16 protein-coding genes are annotated in these 19,736 nt (G+C 47.4%); 6 read left to right on the top strand and 10 right to left on the bottom strand.

The window, feature by feature from the left end:
- Positions 1 to 451: 451 nt before the first annotated feature.
- The 3 genes from floA to proS all read right to left on the bottom strand — a co-directional run bounded on the left by floA (position 452) and on the right by proS (position 4,364).
- Entirely contained in the window at positions 452 to 1,438 is a 987-nt protein-coding gene (gene floA / locus GWO68_RS10965; RefSeq protein ID WP_162346496.1) for a flotillin-like protein FloA, read from the bottom strand.
- 5 nt (positions 1,439 to 1,443) lie between these two features.
- Positions 1,444 to 1,917: an NfeD family protein gene (locus GWO68_RS10970; protein WP_162346497.1), complete on the bottom strand. Its 474-nt coding sequence runs from the start codon at positions 1,915 to 1,917 to the stop codon at positions 1,444 to 1,446.
- Positions 1,918 to 2,885: 968 nt separating this feature from the next.
- Positions 2,886 to 4,364, bottom strand: a complete 1,479-nt coding sequence (proS, locus tag GWO68_RS10975) for a proline--tRNA ligase (protein ID WP_162346498.1) — start codon at positions 4,362 to 4,364, stop codon at positions 2,886 to 2,888.
- A gap of 184 nt (positions 4,365 to 4,548) precedes the next feature.
- Here proS and GWO68_RS10980 point away from each other — a divergent pair, with 184 nt between their 5' ends.
- From GWO68_RS10980 to GWO68_RS11000, 5 genes are all read left to right on the top strand, one after another.
- Entirely contained in the window at positions 4,549 to 5,754 is a 1,206-nt protein-coding gene (locus tag GWO68_RS10980; RefSeq protein ID WP_162346499.1) for a hypothetical protein, read from the top strand.
- Between the two features lie 29 nt (positions 5,755 to 5,783).
- Positions 5,784 to 7,340: an OmpP1/FadL family transporter gene (locus GWO68_RS10985; RefSeq protein ID WP_162346500.1), complete on the top strand. Its 1,557-nt coding sequence runs from the start codon at positions 5,784 to 5,786 to the stop codon at positions 7,338 to 7,340.
- Positions 7,341 to 7,511: 171 nt separating this feature from the next.
- Positions 7,512 to 9,743 (top strand): S9 family peptidase, encoded by a 2,232-nt coding sequence (locus GWO68_RS10990; RefSeq protein WP_162346501.1) that lies wholly within the window; start codon positions 7,512 to 7,514, stop codon positions 9,741 to 9,743.
- 62 nt (positions 9,744 to 9,805) lie between these two features.
- The gene (locus GWO68_RS10995; RefSeq protein WP_162346502.1) at positions 9,806 to 10,546 is read left to right on the top strand and encodes a class I SAM-dependent methyltransferase; all 741 of its coding nucleotides are present in this window, start codon (positions 9,806 to 9,808) and stop codon (positions 10,544 to 10,546) included.
- A gap of 93 nt (positions 10,547 to 10,639) precedes the next feature.
- Complete coding sequence (locus tag GWO68_RS11000) at positions 10,640 to 11,443, top strand: hypothetical protein (protein WP_162346503.1); 804 nt, start codon at positions 10,640 to 10,642, stop codon at positions 11,441 to 11,443.
- 12 nt (positions 11,444 to 11,455) lie between these two features.
- On the opposite strand, the gene GWO68_RS11005 is transcribed toward GWO68_RS11000, so the two are convergent.
- The 4 genes from GWO68_RS11005 to GWO68_RS11020 all read right to left on the bottom strand — a co-directional run bounded on the left by GWO68_RS11005 (position 11,456) and on the right by GWO68_RS11020 (position 16,269).
- Entirely contained in the window at positions 11,456 to 12,316 is an 861-nt protein-coding gene (locus tag GWO68_RS11005) for a RelA/SpoT domain-containing protein (RefSeq protein ID WP_162346504.1), read from the bottom strand.
- A gap of 74 nt (positions 12,317 to 12,390) precedes the next feature.
- The gene (locus GWO68_RS11010; protein WP_162346595.1) at positions 12,391 to 13,674 is read right to left on the bottom strand and encodes a chloride channel protein; all 1,284 of its coding nucleotides are present in this window, start codon (positions 13,672 to 13,674) and stop codon (positions 12,391 to 12,393) included.
- A 288-nt stretch (positions 13,675 to 13,962) separates the two neighbouring features.
- The gene (locus GWO68_RS11015) at positions 13,963 to 15,408 is read right to left on the bottom strand and encodes an aldehyde dehydrogenase (RefSeq protein WP_317164521.1); all 1,446 of its coding nucleotides are present in this window, start codon (positions 15,406 to 15,408) and stop codon (positions 13,963 to 13,965) included.
- Between the two features lie 72 nt (positions 15,409 to 15,480).
- The gene (locus tag GWO68_RS11020; protein ID WP_162346505.1) at positions 15,481 to 16,269 is read right to left on the bottom strand and encodes an SDR family oxidoreductase; all 789 of its coding nucleotides are present in this window, start codon (positions 16,267 to 16,269) and stop codon (positions 15,481 to 15,483) included.
- A gap of 107 nt (positions 16,270 to 16,376) precedes the next feature.
- Here GWO68_RS11020 and GWO68_RS11025 point away from each other — a divergent pair, with 107 nt between their 5' ends.
- Positions 16,377 to 16,916, top strand: a complete 540-nt coding sequence (locus GWO68_RS11025) for a 3-hydroxyanthranilate 3,4-dioxygenase (RefSeq protein ID WP_162346506.1) — start codon at positions 16,377 to 16,379, stop codon at positions 16,914 to 16,916.
- A 159-nt stretch (positions 16,917 to 17,075) separates the two neighbouring features.
- Here the strand turns inward: GWO68_RS11025 and GWO68_RS11030 are convergent, their stop codons facing one another.
- From GWO68_RS11030 to GWO68_RS11040, 3 genes are all read right to left on the bottom strand, one after another.
- Entirely contained in the window at positions 17,076 to 17,213 is a 138-nt protein-coding gene (locus tag GWO68_RS11030; RefSeq protein WP_162346507.1) for a hypothetical protein, read from the bottom strand.
- Positions 17,214 to 17,670: 457 nt separating this feature from the next.
- Positions 17,671 to 19,056 (bottom strand): FAD-dependent oxidoreductase, encoded by a 1,386-nt coding sequence (locus GWO68_RS11035; protein ID WP_162346508.1) that lies wholly within the window; start codon positions 19,054 to 19,056, stop codon positions 17,671 to 17,673.
- 85 nt (positions 19,057 to 19,141) lie between these two features.
- Entirely contained in the window at positions 19,142 to 19,732 is a 591-nt protein-coding gene (locus GWO68_RS11040) for an alpha-ketoglutarate-dependent dioxygenase AlkB family protein (protein WP_162346509.1), read from the bottom strand.
- Positions 19,733 to 19,736 lie beyond the last annotated feature (4 nt).

Consider the following 19,736-nt stretch of genomic DNA (forward strand, 5'->3'; position numbering starts at 1 on the left):
ACAACAACCGCTCATGATGCTCATCACCATCATGCACAGTGTCTCAGCCAGAGGGTAGCGTCGGCCTTGCGGGCGACGAAAATCAGGTACCTCACGCAGACAGGCTAGTAAACTTACTTCACTATTTCGCATCTGCTCCCCCTTTCCTAAACATATTAGTTTACGAAAAATAGAACTTAACGGCCCTGCCCCTTTGAAGGGGGCAGGGGGATGAACAACTGTAACTATAAAACTATAAAGTCAGCTATAGCAAAGGCTTAAAAACTCCCCTCCTTAGACAAGGAGGGGTAGGAGTGGTTAAATAATACAAACTATAAAACTATAATCTCAACTGGAGCAAACACTCAAATTCTGTTAACCTATTTAATCCTGTAAATCCTGATCCAGCCAAAAATAAAAAGCCGGAACACAAGACTGCTCCGGCTTTTTTCAACTATAGTTTATCTTTAAATTACTCTCTTGGTTTAGCTGGTCCGCCCTGGTTCGGGTTAGCGATGGAGTTACGCATATCAGTATCAGACTGGATGTTCTGCATTTTATAGTAATCCATAATACCCAGGTTGCCGCTACGGAAAGCTGCTGAAATAGCTTGCGGAATCTCAACCTCAGCTGCAATTACGGAGGCGCGGGCTTCCTGTGCTTTGGCTTTCATTTCCTGCTCTACGGCTACGGCCATAGCGCGGCGCTCTTCGGCTTTGGCTTCAGCAACTTTCAGGTCGGCGTTTGCCTGGTCTATCTGTAGTTTGGCACCAATATTCTCGCCTACATCCACGTCGGCAATATCAATTGAAAGTATTTCGTAAGCAGTTCCGGCGTCCAATCCTTTCTGCAACACCAGCTTCGATATCATATCCGGGTTTTCCAGTACAGCCTTATGTGAGATAGACGAACCGATAGAGGTAACGATACCTTCGCCAACGCGGGCAAGTATCGTTTCTTCACCGGCACCACCTACCAACTGCATAATGTTGGCACGAACTGTAACACGCGCTTTGGCAATCAGCTGAATACCATCCTGGGCAACGGCGGCTACGTTTGGTGTATTAATTACTTTCGGGTTTACCGAAGTGGTTACTGCTTCAAACACGTTACGGCCGGCCAGGTCTATAGCTGTAGCCTGCTTAAACGACAACGGAATGTTGGCTTTATCCGCGGAAATAAGGGCTTTGATAACAGTAGGTACGTTGCCACCTGCCAGGTAATGGGTTTCAAGCTCTGAAGTGGTTACGGCTATACCTGCTTTGGTCGCGTTAATCATCGAGTTTACGATAAGGCTTGGCGGCACTTTACGGATGCGCATAAATACCAGTTCCAAGAGCCCTACGCGCACGTTCGAGAACTGCGCTGTGATCCAGAGACTGATTGGTACAAAATATAAAAAGATCATGAGCAGGATGAGGGCTCCTGCAATCAGAAAAATAACGGATACGTTTTCCATTTGGCTTAGCTTACAGCTTCTACTATTATTTTATGTTGGCTTAATTTGGTAATGCGTACAGTGGTATTGGGGTCAATAAATTCTCCGTTGGTTTGCACCTCGTGGTGCTGGTCGTTAAAAAGTGCTGTGCCCTGCGGACGAAGTGCTGATACGGTCAGGCCAGTTTCGCCTATCTGTAGGTTGTGTTGGTAATCTTCGTTCACGCGGCTGTCTATCGTTTCTTTCAGCGCAAACCGGCTCCAGGCATCCGTCCGGAAACTATAAAAGAATGCCACCCCGGCCGTCAGCACCGATAACCCGAGTATAACATGTCCGGTTGTCGTGCCCAACGCCGCGTACCCGATCCAGATGCCGATGCCAGCCAGCACAAAACCAAGTATACCGATCAGGGTAGTGCCCGGTATAAAAACCAGTTCCACGATAATCAGGATCAGGCCGATCACGATCAGTAAAATAACAGTTACCCAGTCTAGTAGCATAGCAAGTGGCTTGTTAGGTAAATATAGAGGTTTTTAGATACATCTGCTAATTGTTATAGTTGATTCAGTAATTGATATTTACGTTTTTAAGATGATTTCATACAAGAGCTTATAGTTTCAAACTATAGTTTCCCTTTTGTCATTTCTACATTATGAGAAATCTATCTCATACTATAGTTTCTGTTTACTTCAACTTTAAACAAGCTATCCTTTCAAATTTCCTGTACTCCTGGGAGCTTTAGGTAACAATCGTTTCAACTTAACTTTGGCTCCCTCACGGCCGGGAGGCCCCGTCTTTGGGCATCGCGCTGCTGCCTTCTTGCTATCCTCGTGCCTCGGATTGGCTCACGCCACCGCAACAAGTCAAAGGCGCTCAACCCAAAGACTGCGATATTTCTCATAGCTATAGTTCTTCTATAGTTTGATTTTACTCGCTTCGAAATTGATCTTAACTATAGTTTCGTAGGGACAGGTCGCGACCTGTCCGCCTCGTGGATTGTAACTATGAAACTATAGCTCTAACTATAGCAAAGGCAGTAAAAACTCCCCTCTTGAGAGGGGCAGGGGTGTGTTATAGTAAAGGCTAATTCCCCCTTCTCACAAGATCCTTCCAGGATGATAAATGAAAAAGTAGCAGAAAAACTCCCTCTCCTGTTTTGGGGGTAGGGGCCCTCTTTAAAAGGAGAGGGCTGGGTGAGGTCAAAACTTCCCTCCTTAGACTACCGAGAACGAAAGTTCGAGGGTAGCGAGCATAGCGCTGAGGGTAGGAACGGTTGGACCATGGCAACTATAGAACTATAGCCCTGATGCTAGCAGGAACTGCGCACACTGCTAAGTTTAAAATCTTGTAAATTCTTCAATCCTGGTAATCATCATTCAGACAAAAAACAAAAAGCGCCACCCTCCAACCAGGAAAGTAGCGCTTTTATAGTTTGCCAGTCTATCAATCAGCAATTGCCAATCAACAATTAGTAGGCTTTTGCGAAGTAAACGCGGCGCTTGCTTGGTTTACCGGTCAGCATATCTACACCATCTTCATCAGGGGTGTTTAATGCAATACAGCGTATAGTTGCTTTGGTTTCTTCTTTAATGCGTTCTTCGGTTTCCGGAGTGCCATCCCAATGAGCAAGTACAAATCCACCTTTGGTTTCCAGAACCTGCTTAAACTCTTCGTAGCTGTCTACCTTCGTAGTATGCTCTTCTCTATAGTTTAAGGCTTTGTTATAGATGTTCTCCTGTATCTCATCCAGTAAGGCAGGTATGTAAGTGGCCAGGCTGTCGAACTGCTGCGAGCTTTTCTCTTTGGTGTCGCGGCGGGCGATTTCGGCGGTGCCGTTTTCCAGGTCGCGGGCTCCGATAGCGATACGTACCGGCACACCTTTCAATTCCCACTCAGCAAACTTAAAGCCTGGGCGTTCGGTATCGCGGTCGTCAAACTTCACGCTGATGCCTTTTGCCTCCAGTTCTTTCTTCAGTTGGAGCACTTTCTCGCTAATCTGTGCCAGCTGCTCATCACCTTTATAGATCGGAACGATAACTACCTGTATTGGCGCCAGTTTTGGAGGTAACACTAAACCTTCATCATCAGAGTGGGCCATAACCAGGGCGCCCATTAAACGCGTACTAACGCCCCACGAGGTACCCCAAACGTATTCCAGGCCACCATCTTTTGTAGCAAATTTCACATCAAATGCCTTGGCAAAGTTCTGACCCAGGAAGTGCGAGGTGCCCGCTTGTAATGCTTTACCATCCTGCATCATACCTTCGATACAATAGGTTTCCAGGGCGCCGGCGAAGCGTTCGTTTGGCGTTTTTATACCACGTATAACCGGCAGGGCAATGTATTGCTCGGCAAAGGTGGCGTATACTTCCAGCATCTGCTCAGTTTCGGCAATGGCTTCTTCGGCGGTAGCGTGTGCGGTGTGGCCTTCCTGCCATAAAAACTCAGCAGTTCTTAAAAACAAGCGTGTACGCATTTCCCAGCGCACTACGTTGGCCCACTGGTTTACCAATATAGGCAGGTCGCGGTAGCTTTGTATCCAGCCTTTGTAGGTGTTCCAGATAACGGCTTCGGAAGTTGGTCGAACAATCAGCTCTTCTTCCAGTTTAGCGTTCGGGTCTACACGTAATTTACCTGGCTTGTCCGGGTCGTTTTGCAGGCGGTAATGCGTAACAACTGCACACTCTTTTGCAAAGCCTTCGGCATTCTGTTCTTCGGCCTCAAACAAGCTTTTGGGTACAAACAGCGGGAAGTATGCATTTTGGTGGCCGGTGGCCTTAAACATATCATCCAGCTGGCGCTGCATTTTCTCCCAAATGGCGTAACCGTAAGGCTTTATAACCATACAACCACGCACTGCGGAGTTCTCGGCAAGCCCGGCTTTTTTCACTAGTTCGTTATACCATAAGGAGTAATCTTCGCTTCTTTTTGGTAGCCCTTTGCTCATTTTTAAAATTATTTATTGTATATCCTTAATTAAAGATGTTTTTGGAATAATAATTGCTTCTGAGTCAACTATAGTTTAGACATCAATACTGCCCAAAATTACGTTAATATATTATACTATTGATAAGGTTTTGCGCCATTGTGTTTATATCTTTGATATAGAAGGAGTTTTACATCAGCAGGTCATGAAAAAGTTTACAATTTTAACGATAGCGCCGGCGCTGGCCTTGTTTGTAGTTGGTTGCAGCAGCCCTACCGCCATGCAGTCTACGGAGTACGATGATATGTACTATAGCACCGCAGACAAAACAGAATATGTGCAGCCAGCCCAGGAGGCATATACACAGACCGGCGAAACGGAGCAGCAATCCGGAACGGTAACGGAAGAAGGCGTGCCTAACCCGGAATATTCTGAAAGAAGCTCTTCTGTTACTGATAATTATTATGGCGATGAGTATTATGATGGCCGCGAATACGACCCTCGCGATAACTGGTACCGTCCTAACTATTCATTTGTAGATCCTTCTTGGGCGTATACTTCTTACCCGGCTTACAGCAGCTATAGTTCTTACGACCGTTACTCACGTTACCGTTACGCCGATCCTTTTTACGACCCATTCTATTACGATCCGTTTTATTACGACCCTTTTGCATACAGGCCTTATTACAGAAGTGGGGTAACAATAGCTGTGGTGTATAACATTGGCTGGGGTAGTGGTTACTATGGCCGCTATTATAACCCATACTATTATGGTCGCTACTATAACCCATGGTACCCGCATTACAATAACTATTATGGCGGCTATTACGGCAACCGTTATGTGTATGATTATCCGCGTTATACTAACCCGCGCAAAGTACAGTATGGTCCGCGTGGCGAACGTGGAGGTGTGGTAACAGAGCGTACACAGCGTAACGGCCGCACCGAACGAGGCACCTTAACCGAAAGCACAGAGCAGCGCGTTGTGCAAGGCCGCCCAGCTAGAACCACCGAGCGCACCGCAAGGCCTGCCACACAAGACCGTAAAGAAGTAATAACTAACCGCCCGGGCCAGGAAACGTACAGACCGCGCACCGGCGAAGCAAGGCCAACCCGCGACCGCGTTGATAGAACGCAGCAAGAACAGCAGCGTGAGCAACCAGTTACCCGCCCGGCAACCGAGCCGCGCCCAACCCGCGAATTTAGACCACAACGCGAGTACCGCCAGGAGCAACGCAGCACCGAAACCAGGCCACGTGAGAGCGCCCCTCGCCGTGAGACCACGCGTAGTTACGAGCAGCGCGAATACAGGGCACCGGAGCAGCGCGAAACCCGCCGTTCAGAACCGACGCCGAGCCGCAGCAGCAGTAGCGAAAGCCGTAGCAGCGGCCGACCGCCAAGGGGCAATTAAAACCGATTCAGTAAACGAACCACATGAAAATGAAGAAGCTACTCTCTGCCAGCCTGGCGCTACTGCTGGGCTGGAGCGGAACTGCTTTGGCTCAGAACGAGGAAGATGCTTTGCGCTACACCCGTCAGGCCTTGCAGGGTTCTGCCCGCATACAAGGTATTGGCGGTGCGCAAACAGCACTTGGCGCCGATATTTCTACGATGTCTGTTAACCCGGCAGGGCTGGGCATGTTTCGCAGGTCGGAGGCCAACATAAGCCTGGGCTTTACCAACAACAGCACTACTTCCCGGTTTATGGATAACACTACGCCTGACGAGCGCAACACAGTAAACCTGCCGCAGGGGGGCGTTGTGTTCAGTAACCGTAAAGACGACTCGGACGGCAGCGACTGGCGCGGAACAGCATTTGGTGTAAGCATCACACGTCTTAGCAATTTTAACCAGCGTTTCAGCTATAATGGCACCGTGCAGCCACCCAACACTATAGTTGACTATTTTGCAGAACAGGCAAACCTGAATGGCCGCACAAAAGCCGACCTGGATGACGAGTATGGCGATTTTTATTCCTTGGAAGGATTGGCCTACGGTACCTACCTATTCGATTTTAAGGATGTGTATGGAAAAGACACGACTGCAGCAATAGCACTTTACAGCGTAGGCGACATTGACCAGTTTGAAGAAATGGAACGTCGCGGCTCTCAGAACCAGATAGACTTTGCCTTTGGCACAAGCTTCAGAGATAAAATTTATTTAGGAGCTTCGTTAGGCATCGTTACCTCTAATTTTACGCAGGAGCGCATTTTCCGGGAGTCTGGTTATTTTATAGAGCGAAAGCGCAAAGTGCAGGGAGAAGCTGATGTGATAGAATCGGATGGTGACTATAGCTTGGAGCTGCGCGATGAATTTACGACCGAAGGAGCAGGCGTAAACCTGAAAGTTGGGGTTATTGTAAGGCCGATAGATGCCATACGCTTTGGTGTAAGCATCCAAACCCCAACGGCCTATACCTTTACCGAAACTTATGACCGCTCTATGTACACGACCATTAACACCGACCTGGGCTCAGACAACTATAGCGCAGCCGAAATGCCGGGCGAGTTCTCTTATAGCCTTACAACTCCTTTCCGGGCAAATACGGGCTTGGCAGTGTTTTTAGGGAAGTATGGCTTTGTAACCGCCGATGCCGAATTTGTAGACTATAGTAACATGCGTTTTTCCGAAGACGAAGATGGTAGTGGTTTTGGCAGCTACTTTAGTGGCGTGAACAGTCGCATTAACGAGACTTATAAGTCGGCGATGAACTATAGGATTGGCGCCGAAGGCCGTTACGAAGTGTTTAGGTTGCGTGGCGGTTATGCCATCTCCGAGAGCCCGTACAAGAACAGCGCTTTTGATGCAAAAACAAACACACTTACCTTAGGTGCCGGCGTTCGCCTGCAGAAATACTATGCCGATGTAGCCTATGCCCGCACAACCGGCAACAGCCTGTATTCGCCTTACACATTTGCGAATGGCGAAGGCAACCCGATAGTGGACCTCGACAATAAGCAAACCAATGTAATGTTTACAGTTGGGATGAACTTCTAACTAAAATTTACTTCCAGTTTAAAAAGCGTTAGTCTCCTGGGCTGGCGCTTTTTGCTTTTAAAGCTTTATTTATACTTTGGTTAACTATAGTTGCGGTTTTAGCTGTAATCTATGGCATAACAATAATAATCAACTAAATTAGGGGAGCTAAACTAACAATTAACTATTCGCATGTATATCAAACTCAGATCAAACCTTTTAGCTGCCATGTTGCTTTGCTTCGCTTTTGTGGCGCAGGCGCAGCAGAAAAAAGAAATCACCCTGGAGGATATCTACCGCAAAGGTACATTCCGTGCCCAGTCGGTTTATGGTGTAAACTGGATGAAAGACGGCCAGTACTATAGCTCTACCGTAGCTGATGAGCAGAACAAAGTAGCCGACATTGTAAAGTATGATGTAACTACCGGCAAAGCGGTAAGCACCATTATTGAAGGCGAAAACCTGAAGCCGGCCGGCAGCAGCGCACCTATCCAGTTCGATAACTATACGTTCTCTTCGGATGAGCAAAAGGTGTTATTCTCAACAGAAACAGAGCCGATCTACCGCCGTTCGTCTAAAGCTGAGTTTTACATTTACGATATCGCCTCAAAAAAACTGACCAAGCTAAGCGATGGCGGCAAGCAGCTATATGCTACGTTCTCGCCGGATGCGAAGCGTGTAGCTTTTGCCCGCGAAGGCAACATGTTTGTAACTGACCTGGCCAGCATGAAAGAAACGCAGATCACGACAGATGGCAAGTATAACTCCATCATGAACGGGTATGCGGACTGGGTGTATGAAGAGGAATTCTCTTTTGCACAGGGCTTCCATTGGTCGCCGGATGGTAAGAAGATCGCATTCTATACGTTTGATGAGACCAGCGTACCTGAGTTTAACATGCAGATGTGGGGCGAACTATACCCGCAGGACTATAAATTCAAATACCCGAAAGCTGGCGAGGCGAACTCAAAAGTAAAGGTATCGGTGTATGATGTGGCCAGTGGCAAAACCGTAAAGATGGACACGGGCAAAGAGGAAGATATCTACATCCCACGTATCAAATGGACCAACAACCCGAACCTGGTATCTATCCAGAAAATGAACCGCTTGCAGAACACTCTGGAGATACTGCATGCTAACGCAACTACCGGTAAAGCAGATGTGGTTTTAAAGGAAACAGACAAAGCGTACATTGATATCACCGATGACCTGACTTACCTGAAAGATGGCAAGCATTTTATCCATAGCTCAGAGAAAGATGGTTTTAACCACCTGTACCTGTACAAAATGGATGGCAAACTGGTACGCCAGATAACAAAAGGCAACTGGGAGGTAAGCAGCTTTGTAGGTTTTGATGAGAAGAACGACCGTTTATACTTTATGTCAACGGAGGTATCGCCACTGGAGCGCCACCTGTACAGCATCAGCAGCAAAGGCAAAAACAAAAAGCGCCTGACCACCGAAGCCGGCACGCACAACATTAACATGAGTACCGACTTTAAATATTACCTGGATTATGCTTCATCAGCTAATACACCAACTACAGTTAGCCTGCATACAGCCAAGGATGGTAAGCTGATAAAGGTATTGGAAGATAACAGCAAGCTTAAAAATACGCTGGCCCAGTACGACATTGCCAAGCAGGAGTTCTTTACCATGAACACAGCTGATGGTACCAAACTGAATGGCTGGATGATAAAGCCAACTGACTTCGACCCTAAGAAAAAATACCCTGTGCTAATGTTTGTATACGGTGGTCCGGGGTCGCAGACGGTAACCAACAGCTGGGGCGGAAGCAACTACCTTTGGTACCAGGTGCTGGCTAACAAAGGCCTTATAGTTGTAAGTGTAGATAACCGTGGTACAGGTGCCCGTGGTGCTGATTTCAAGAAAGTGACTTATGCCAACCTGGGTAAGTATGAAATTGAAGACCAGATTGAAGCTGCCAAGTGGCTAGGTAACCAGAGTTATGTTGATAAGAACAGAATTGGTATCTGGGGCCATAGCTTTGGTGGTTATATGACGCTGCTGGGTTTAACGAAAGGTAACGGTGTATTTGCAGCTGGTATTTCGGTTGCCCCGGTTACTAACTGGAGATACTACGATAGCATTTACACTGAGCGTTTCCTGAAAAAACCACAGGATAACGCAGCTGGCTACGACGATAACTCACCACTTTTCTTTGCCGATAAACTGCAGGGAGACTTGCTGCTGATACACGGAACCGGCGATGATAACGTACATTTCCAGAACGCAGTAGCCATGCAGGATGCCCTGATAAGTGCCAACAAGCAGTTCGAAAGTTTCTACTACCCGAACCGTAACCACGGTGTAGGTGGGGGCATTACCTCGCTGCACCGTTTCAAGATGATGACTGATTTTCTGGAGCGCAAACTGATTAAGTCAACTGAAGTTAACCAGTAAGCAAATAAAATATAAATTTGAAGAGCCTCTCTGTTCAGGGAGGCTCTTTTATTTAGCAAACTATGGATGCACGTTACGAAGCAAAGTATCATATCCTGGAAGAAGAGCACTGGTGGTTCAGGAGTCGGCGGCACATGGTTTATAGTATAATTAATGAGCTTAACCTGTCGGCCAGCACAGCTATACTTGAAGTTGGGTGCTCTGCGGGGCCTTTATTGCTAAAATTGCAACAAGCTGGTTTTACTAACCTTACCGGTATAGATGTAAGCGAAACAGCTATAGCCTTAGGTAATGAACGGGGCTTGAAATGTATAAGCGTAATGGATGGTGCAAAGCTTGCTTTTCCTGATGCTACTTTTGATCTGGTGATTGCTTCTGATGTGCTGGAACATATTGCAGATGATAAACTAGCAATGCAGGAATGGGCACGTGTACTGAAACCGGGAGGAAAACTAATTGTGTTTGTTCCGGCTTTTCAGCATTTGTGGAGTAATCATGATGTAGTAAACCATCATTTCAAGCGCTATAGCAAAGTGGAATTAAAAACTATAGTTGCGCAGGCTGGGCTAAATATAAAGCGGGCATCGTACTGGAATTTCAGTTTATACTTTCCGACGTTGCTGGTACGCAAACTACAGAATAGCGTAACATCAAAGTCTGCACTTCCAGATGATGACCTGCAGCAACTGCCAACTATAGTTAACAGTATACTTACTAATTTGGTTAAGCTAGAGAATAAGTTGCTGACCAAGGTGAATTACCCAGTTGGTGTGAGTGTATTTGTAGTAGCTATTAAAGCGTAACTGGCGTATTTCTAAGTAGTTGCAACAATAAGGTGTTGTTTAATCTGCTATATTTATGCTCTGTTAAAGCTACATTCTAATCCTCTCTAAACTATGAAATTATCAATCCTGCTGGCTTTGCCACTTTTGATCTGTGCATTTCAGGCAACTAACCCCGCCCGCGACAATGCACTGGAAAGCCTTGCCAATGCCGAACGTAACTTTGCGGCTACATCAGTAAAGAAAGGCTTGCACCAGGCATTTGTGGAGAACATGGCCGACGATGGAATTGTATTTGCGCCAACGCCAACTAACGGTAAAAAACTGCACACCGAAGCTCCAGCAACCAAAGCCTTACTAACCTGGTATCCTGCCTACGCCGATATTTCCGCTTCCCTGGATTGGGGTTATACAACCGGGCCTTACCAACTCAAAGCTACCCCAGAAGATGCTAAACCAGTAGGCGCAGGCTTTTATTTATCGGTATGGAAGAAGCAAGCGGATGGGCAATGGAAAGTAGCCGTAGATATGGGCAATTCGTTTTCGCCGGAACTGATAAAACAGGAAGTATACCAGCCAGCTATAGTTACCAAAAGCAAAACCTCCAAAGGCGCAAAAGAAGAGCTGCTAACTATAGATGCACAGAAATTACAGCCCTACCATACTGAAACACTGATCTATCGTCATGGGGCGTATCCTGTAAAGTATAAAGACCTGCGTATAGAGCCGGCCTCAACTATAGTTTACACTACACTGGGCCACGATATCTCACCGGCGGCCGACATGGCCTATACATATGGCAGCTATACTTCCGGCTCAGGCGAAAAGATAGAAACCGGCCATTACCTGAAAGTATGGAAAATGCTGGACGGCCAATGGAAACTGGCAGCACATAACCTGGTACCGGACAAAAAATAGCGCAACTATAGTTTAAGGTTCCGTTATTTTAGCCAGGCAGTTGTATAGGTATTGCTTTTCCTGTTCATCAACGGGCAGGTTGTTTATGTGGCTACGAAGTTGCGCGTTTGTTACTTCCGGATGGTGCAGTAAATGCGGGTTAAATTTTTGAAATTCTTCGGCCAGAGCGCGTATCTGGGTGCTCATCTCGTCGGCATTGGCAGTGAGTTGGCTTAGCAGCCATAGCAGCCGGTTTAGTAGTTCGTTGGGGGTGTGGTCGGGGTAGCGGATGCAGTGGTCTATTTCGCTCCAGCCTTCTTCAAACAGCGTTTTTACTTGTATCTCGGCGAGGTATTGCTGCTTATGGGGTTGCGTTTTAATAATATAGTGTTCAGCCTTGTAGCCCCTGGGGTTAACCAAAACTCTATAGTTGCTGGCTGCAAACTGTACGCCCTGTAAGGTGTGCTCCTTTTTTACATAGGCGTAAGGTTGGCGTTTCAGTTCCCACATTTGCTGTATATAATTACCTATATCCTGCCAGCTATCTTTGTAAAGATGCAGAATACGCACGCCAACCAGGTCGTTTATAAAATCGAGGTAATTAGCAGTGGTCAGGTTTCTGTCGGGGTACTCTTTCTTTTTCCGGATGATCTTTTTGAGCAAATGCAACGGCTCTTTTACCCGGTGGCGAACGGCATGCACATCTTTTTGCCGCATCAGGGTGTTGGCAACCAGCGCGGCTATACCTTCCAGTTCGTCCAGCCGGTTGATGTAGTCGCTATAGATGGCGAATAGCTCCTGTACATCTATTTGCTGCGCATAAAGTTCCTCCTCACTTACCCCAAGTTGGGTAAGTATAAATGGCAGTGTCGCTAGCTGTGTATGGTCAGCCATAGTTACCTTCAGAACATGCTTGTTATACTTACAGTACGCTCCTCAGTTAAAAAGGCTAAACCTATACTTTGCTTCTACTCGTGTTCGCTGCTTTTTACACCTAACTGCGCATTTATAAGTGGTGTTTTAGGTGCCAGGAAAAACCCGGTTAAGCTGGCAAACATAATAGGTATAAACTGATGAAAACCGGTTAAAGTAGAAAGCAGGATAATAGTGCTAATGGGTGTGCGCGTAACACAGGCGTTAATGGCAGCCATGCAGCTCACCAGTATAAGCGGCAGGTTCTGGCCCGGGAATAGGGAGTTGATAATTAGCCCCGTAATAGCGCCTACAAAGAACAGCGGAATGATAAAACCACCACGCCAGCCCGATGTTACCGTAAAGCTAATAGCAAATATCTTCGCGATCAGCAGGGTAACCAGGAACTCCACCGAAAAGCTTTCTTTCAGAAGTATAGATAACTGGTCGTGGCTGAAGTAGCGGGAAAGCGGCATATAATACGCAATGGTGCCTACAAGCAAGCCACCTATCGCCATCCGGATATAAATGGGCATACGCACCATATTAAATAAGGACTTGCTCTGGCGAACCGTGAAAATGAAAAGCCAACCAACTGCCGTACCTGCCAACGCATACAGCATGGCATAAAAGAAATCGTTTAGCTGCGGCGTACTATAAACCGGAAATTCCCACGTAGGCCCGATACCGATATGTGTGATCAATATAAAAATGACAAAGCTGGAGCAGCTGGCTACAAAGGCAGGGATAAGTGCCTGGTAATATTCAACCACGTGGCGGTGATGCAGAATTTCTAAAGAGAACAAGCTGCCGCCCAGTGGAGCCCCAAACAGTGCTGTAAACCCCGAAGCCATACCAGCTATAGTTAATGAGCGGAGGTCCTCGCCTTTAAATTTAAGCTTGCGCGCAATCCAGGAGCCGGTGGAGCCGGTAACCTGTACCAAGGGTGCTTCCGGGCCGGCACTGCCACCACTTGCAATACACAGCAACGACGATAAGATCATGGACGGGTTATTCTTTGGTTCCAGCTTGCCGCCCTTAAAACGGATGTTATTCACGATCAGGTCCATCTCGCCAGGGTCGCCGAGTTTGTGGATGATAAGACCTGCCAGCAAGCCCGCCGTAGCCATTAAAGGTATAACAAGCAGCCCCTGAAACTGAGACAAGAAATGCAGTAATTGCTCGAGCACGATCCAGTAAGAGCCGGCTATAATACCGCCAATAGCCCCTACAGCTACCCACAAAAAGAACAGTTTGCTAAACACGAACGGGTTAAACCGAAGCGGGTAGTTTAGCCGGTCACGTAACAGAATGAACCGTTTTGCTTTTTTATACTTCATGCCGCAAAGGTACGGAGAAAAGTAAGGAAGGGTAAAGTATAAGTTTGATTTAGAAGTATAATGTTGTGAAAGAGTAAGTTGCTCTACATTTTGCTGGTGCGAGCTTGTAGCTCGTGCCAATTTAAAAGTTCTAAAAAAGTTAAATGCACGAGCTACAAACTCGCGCTAGCGGGAAGGTAATAAGTAGAATTGTCTCCTCAAGGGGACAGTTTCTCCAATAGTATATTTTGTTAAAAGATATGTATCTGGATAAAACAGAGCCACTTGAGATAAAAAGACAGAATTCCTCTACAACTTCACACAAACATTCTGAGGCTCGGTAAAGAAACGCAACGCTTCAAAACCACCTTCGCGGCCAACGCCAGAGTTTTTCATGCCGCCGAATGGCGTGCGCAGGTCGCGGAGGAGCCAGGTGTTTATCCAGATGATGCCGGAGTGTACCTGATGTGCTACGCGGTGTGCCCGTTGTAAATTGTTTGTCCAGATGGTGGCGGCAAGGCCATAGTCAGTACAGTTAGCGTATTGAATCACTTCTTCTTCGGTATCAAAGGGCATAAGCGTAACTACCGGGCCGAATATTTCTTCGGTGTTGGTGCGGCAGTTGTAAGGCAGGCCTTCAACTATAGTTGGTGCTATAAACCAGCCGTTTTCGCAGCGTCCATTTACAGCCACGCGTTCCCCGCCAGTAAGTATAGTTCCGCCTTCCTGTTTGGCAAGTTCAATGTAAGAAAGCACTTTTTGCATGTGTTGTTCTGATACTACTGCACCAAGTTTAGAGCTTTCTTCCATCGGGTCGCCCACTTTCATGGCCTTTACCTTCTCCACAAAAGCATCCCGGAACTTCTCGTACAGCGGGCGCTCTATAAAAATACGGGAGCCGCACAAACAGATCTGGCCCTGGTTGGCAAACGATGAGTGTATAGTTGTGTGTAGGGTGTTGCTGAAATCGCAGTCCGCAAAGATGATGTTCGGGTTTTTGCCGCCTAACTCCAACGACAGCTTTTTGAACATCGGAGCAGCCGTTGCAGCTATAGTTTTGCCTGTAGCGGTTCCACCTGTAAACGAGATAACCGGAACTTTCGGGTGTGCTGTAATGGCCGCGCCTACTTTATGCCCGTAGCCGTGCACAATGTTAAGTACACCTGCCGGCAATCCAGCTTCTATACAGATTTCCGACAACAGGTAAGCTGTCATAGGTGTAACTTCCGATGGCTTGGCAACTACACAATTACCGGCAGCCAGGGCAGGGGCAATTTTCCAGGTGAACAGGTACAACGGCAGGTTCCAGGGCGAGATGCAGCCCACTACGCCATGCGGATGACGGACCGTATAGTTAATGGCATCGGTGCCTTCCATGTAATGCGCCTCCGAAGCAAAATGCTGAATGGCCGCACCATAAAAACGCATGTTGCTGCTTGCCCGCGGTATATCCACCGACTTTGCCAGTTTCAACGGCTTACCATTGTCTACAGATTCGGCTTCGGCCAGTTGGTCCAGGTTCTGGTCTATCAGGTCGGCAATGCGCATCATAATCTGTCCGCGTTTCTCGGCCGGCGTTTTAGACCAAGCCGGGAAAGCTGCCAACGCTGCCTGTACTGCCTGCTCCACATCCTGCTCATCCGAATCAGGTATTAGCGAGTATACTTCGCCAAGCGCCGGGTTATAGTTATCAATATACTGCCCGGCCACAGGCATTACTAACTGGCCGTTTATGTAGTTATGTATGTGCTGCACTACTGGGTAATTAATAATGGATAATTATGAATGATGAATTAGTTGTAACGCTATAGTTTCAATAATTAGCAACTACAAACACCCCGTTCTGCCACCATCCACCGGCACGTTTATTCCGCTGATGTAAGCAGCAGCAGGCGTAGCTAAAAACGCAGCAGCAGCGGCTACTTCTTCGGGTTCGGCGAAACGACGGGCTGGTATTTCCTTCATCATCTCTTCTTCCACGGCATCAACTTCGGAAGCAGTTTTCTTTGCTTTATTTTCGATGATGGATTCTAAGCGGCCGGTGCGGGTAGCGCCTGGTAGCACGTTGTTCACGGTGATACCAAACTGGCCGAGCTCATTAGCCATCGTTTTAGCCCAGCTGGCAACTGCTCCGCGAATAGTATTAGATACGCCCAATCCATGCAACGGCTGCTTTACCGATGTGCTGATGATGTTGATGATACGGCCATACTTCGCTTCTTTCATGCCCGGAATCACGGCTTTTGCCAGCAAATGGTTTGCGATCAAATGTTGGTTAAAAGCATCCATAAACGCATCCGAAATAGCTTCAGTAATTGGTCCGCCAGCTGGCCCGCCGGTGTTGTTTACCAGTATATGTACTATTGGCTGTTGGCTCAGGTAAGCCTGCACCTGTATGTTCAGGTTATATGGATCCGAGAAATCAGCTACAATGTAATCGTGTTTCTGGCCCTGACTTATATCCAGATCCTGCAGTGCTGTTTGTAATTTTTCTTCGTTGCGGGCAGCTAAGGTAATGTTGGCCCCAAGTTGTGCCAGTTCTATAGCTATGGCTTTACCAATACCTTGCGTGCTGCCGCAAACTATAGCTCGTTTGTTTTGTAGATTCAGGTTCATAGGCTAAATGTACGCAAAAGGCTTTAAACTAGCATCGCATAGCTATAGGTTACCATTTTTGCCAGCTTTTGCGTACCTTCCAAGTATCAACCTAACTAAACCAAACTATGGCCATACAACGCGCTTTCAATTTTAAGCAATGGATAGACGAACACCGCCACTTACTGAAGCCTCCGGTAGGCAACCAGCAGGTATTTAAAGGCAACGACGATTTTATTGTGATGGTAGTTGGCGGCCCTAATGCCCGCAAAGATTACCACTACGACGAAAGCGAAGAGTTCTTTTATCAGGTAGAAGGCGACATAGTACTAAAGATCATAGAGGATGGCAAACCGGTTGATATTGAGATAAAAGAAGGGGAGATTTTCCTGTTGCCACCACGCGTGCCACACTCACCGCAGCGCCCTGCCAACACAGTAGGCCTGGTAATAGAGCGTTACCGCCGCGAAGGGGAAAAGGATGGCTTTATGTGGTTCTGTGAGAACTGCGGCAACAAACTACACGAAGACTTTACCGAAGTAACCGATATAGTAAAGCAGCTGCCAGTTATTATGGGTAATTTCTGGGATGATGAACAGAAGCGTACTTGCAGTAATTGTGGCGAAGTGTTGCAACCACCGGTTAAGCCAGCTGAAGCTGTAAAGTAAAGTATAGTTTTAGACCTGGCAGCGTGCGCAGCTCCTGCTAGTGTCTATTGTTCTATAGTTTCACATTTGTCATTTCGACGTTAGGAGAAATCTATCTCTGTTTATAGTTAACAATCCGAACCAAGCTATCCTTTCAAACTTCTTGTATTCCTAGGAGCTTTACTGACCCATCGTTTCAACTATAGCTTTGGTGCCCTCACGGCCGGGAGGCCCCGTCTTTGGATTGATCGCTGCTTTCGCTTCCTTTGCTCCTACGTCGCAATGCCTTGCGGCACCGGAACCTCTCGAGGCGCTCAACCCAAAGACTGCGATCTTTCTACTATTGACCTATATCTATAGTTGGACACGGTAAGCTTCGAAATTGATTGGGGTAATAATTCCGTAGGGACAGGTCGCGACCTGTCCGCTTTTAGGTTGTAACTATAGAACTATAAAGTCAACTATAGCTACAGCAGAAATTCCCCTCTTGAGAGGGGCAGGGGTGTGTTATAGCGAAGGCTTAACGTATCTTTCCACAAGATCCTTACAGGATGACAACAGAAAAGCAAAAGCTGCCTCTGCTGTTTTGGGGGTAGGGGCCCTCTTTAAAAGGAGAGGGCTGGGGTGAGGTAAAAAGTAACTATAAAACTATAGCCCACCTCAAACGACCTCCGAGCGTTTGCAAAACCTCGGAGTGTCTTGTACCAATAACTATAGCTTCGTAGCCAGGACGCTCTTGGCATCTCCGGACGCTACGAGGCCTAACTAACTCTGACTATACTTCCTGACTTTGGTAGGCTTTGAGTTTCTCTTTATGTACCAGCTGTTCCTGTAGCAGTTGCTGCACTTCAGGTTTATTGTAATCCTCGATGGTGTTGATGTGTTTCATGATCTTCTGCATGATCTTGTCCTGTATCTGGCCGGTTTCGAGGGCATAGGAGTATGGTAGGTCGGAAAAGGTAACCATGCCGTATAGTGTAAGCCACTTGTCAGGGTACTGTTCGCTGATCCTGGTTTCTATTTTCTTGCGGAGCAAAAAGTTAGGGTCGGCAACTTTATCGCGCATCTCAATAAAATTCATCACGGCCAGGTCAGCGATGGCGTCGGCGTCGGGTTTGCGTTTGCGTTCAAAAGCTTTAAACAAGGTTTCCCAGTCACCATCAAATGTCTCCATCATTTTGTCCAGCACGGTTATGTCCTCGAAGCCGGCATTCATGCCCTGGCCATAAAAAGGTACTACGGCGTGGCAGGCATCGCCGATCAGCAACACTTTATCCTCATAGCTCCACGGGAAACACTTTATAGTTACCAGCGAGCCAGTCGGGTTACAGAAATAATCCTGGGCCAGGTCAGGCATTAACGGTACGGCATCCGGGAAAACTTCTAGGAAAAAGTTGAGCAGGTCGGTATCTGTTTTAATGGAAGCAAACGAGCGCTCGCCCTCGTAAGGGAAAAACAAGGTACAGGTAAAGCTGCCATCGGTATTTGGCAGGGCGATCATCATAAAATTTCCACGTGGCCAGATATGCAGGGCATTCTTTTCGAGTAGCCAGCCACCGCCATCGGCAGCAGGTATCGTTAGCTCTTTGTAGCCATACTCCAGGTAGCTTTGCTGGTAGTTAAAACGCTCGGTTTTCTGCAGCGCGCCGCGCACCAGCGAGAATGCGCCATCGGCCCCAAAAATAAGGTCAGGGGCTATAGTTTCGTCGGTGTTGGCGCTGTGGTTGCGCAGGGCTACCTGGTTGGTGCGCAGGTTTACGTCCTGCACCTGCATGTTAAAGTGGTAATTTATATCGGGGTTGGGCTCCGAGAGGTTCATAAGTGCCATGTTCAGGCCAGCCCTTGATACAGAGTAAATGGCCTGCCCCTCTTTACCATAAGGCTGATAGGTAAGTTCGCCGTTTTCGCTGTGCATCATGCGGCCGTACATCGGTATTGCTACCTGGCGTACTTCTTCTTCAATGCCAATACCCCTCAGGGCGCGCCAGCCGCGGTCGCTAAGAGCCAGGTTTATCGACCTTCCGCCATCCAGGGTACTTACACGCATGTCGGGCCGGCGCTCGTACAGGTCTACTTTAAAGCCGCGCTTGGCCAGGTATAACGACAGCAATGAGCCAACCAAACCGGCTCCCATAATGGCGATGTTCTTCTTTTCGGTCATAGGGTAAACTATAGGCTATACCACTTTGGTGTAAAGTAACAGTTTCCTTTCTTTTTTCACAATGCTAATTACGAATGCAGTGTGCTTAGCTCACAATTTTGCGAAAGGTAAGGTTAATGCGGCTTCCGGTTGGTTTGGTAGTTTTAGGGATAGCGTGGTGCCAGAAGTGCTGGGTTGGGCCTTGCATCAGTAGCACGCTGCCATGCTGCATGGTTAGGTAGGTGTTTTTGAGTTCTTTGTTATACCTGTGCCTGAAACCAAACCTGCGTGGTGCCCCAAAACTTACCGAGGCTATAGTTGGTTCTGAGCCAAGTTCCGGCTCATCGTCGGAGTGCCAACCCATGCTGTGTTGCCCGTTTTGGTATAGGTTTAAAAGTACGCTGTTATAGGTTTGGCCAGTGGCTTCTTCTAGCTGTTGTTTTAATTCTGATAATATGGGCAGCCAGGGTTGTGGTTTGTTCTGGAGGCCGGAGTAAGTATAGCTTTTGTCGCCGTACCAGGCTGTGAGGCGGGGCATGGGCAGCTCTTTCCCAAACATCCGGATACTTTCCTGCTGCCAGTTTATTTGTGTAAGTAATTGCTGAAAGTAAAGGTTGCTGGCTTCGGGACTGAAAAAGGCGGGAGCATACCAGACGTTTGCATCCGGCATCATGATCTGCGCGAAACGGTTGTCCATAGTT

Origin of the sequence: Pontibacter fetidus (genome assembly GCF_010119545.1) — a bacterium.
Taxonomy (GTDB): domain Bacteria; phylum Bacteroidota; class Bacteroidia; order Cytophagales; family Hymenobacteraceae; genus Pontibacter; species Pontibacter fetidus.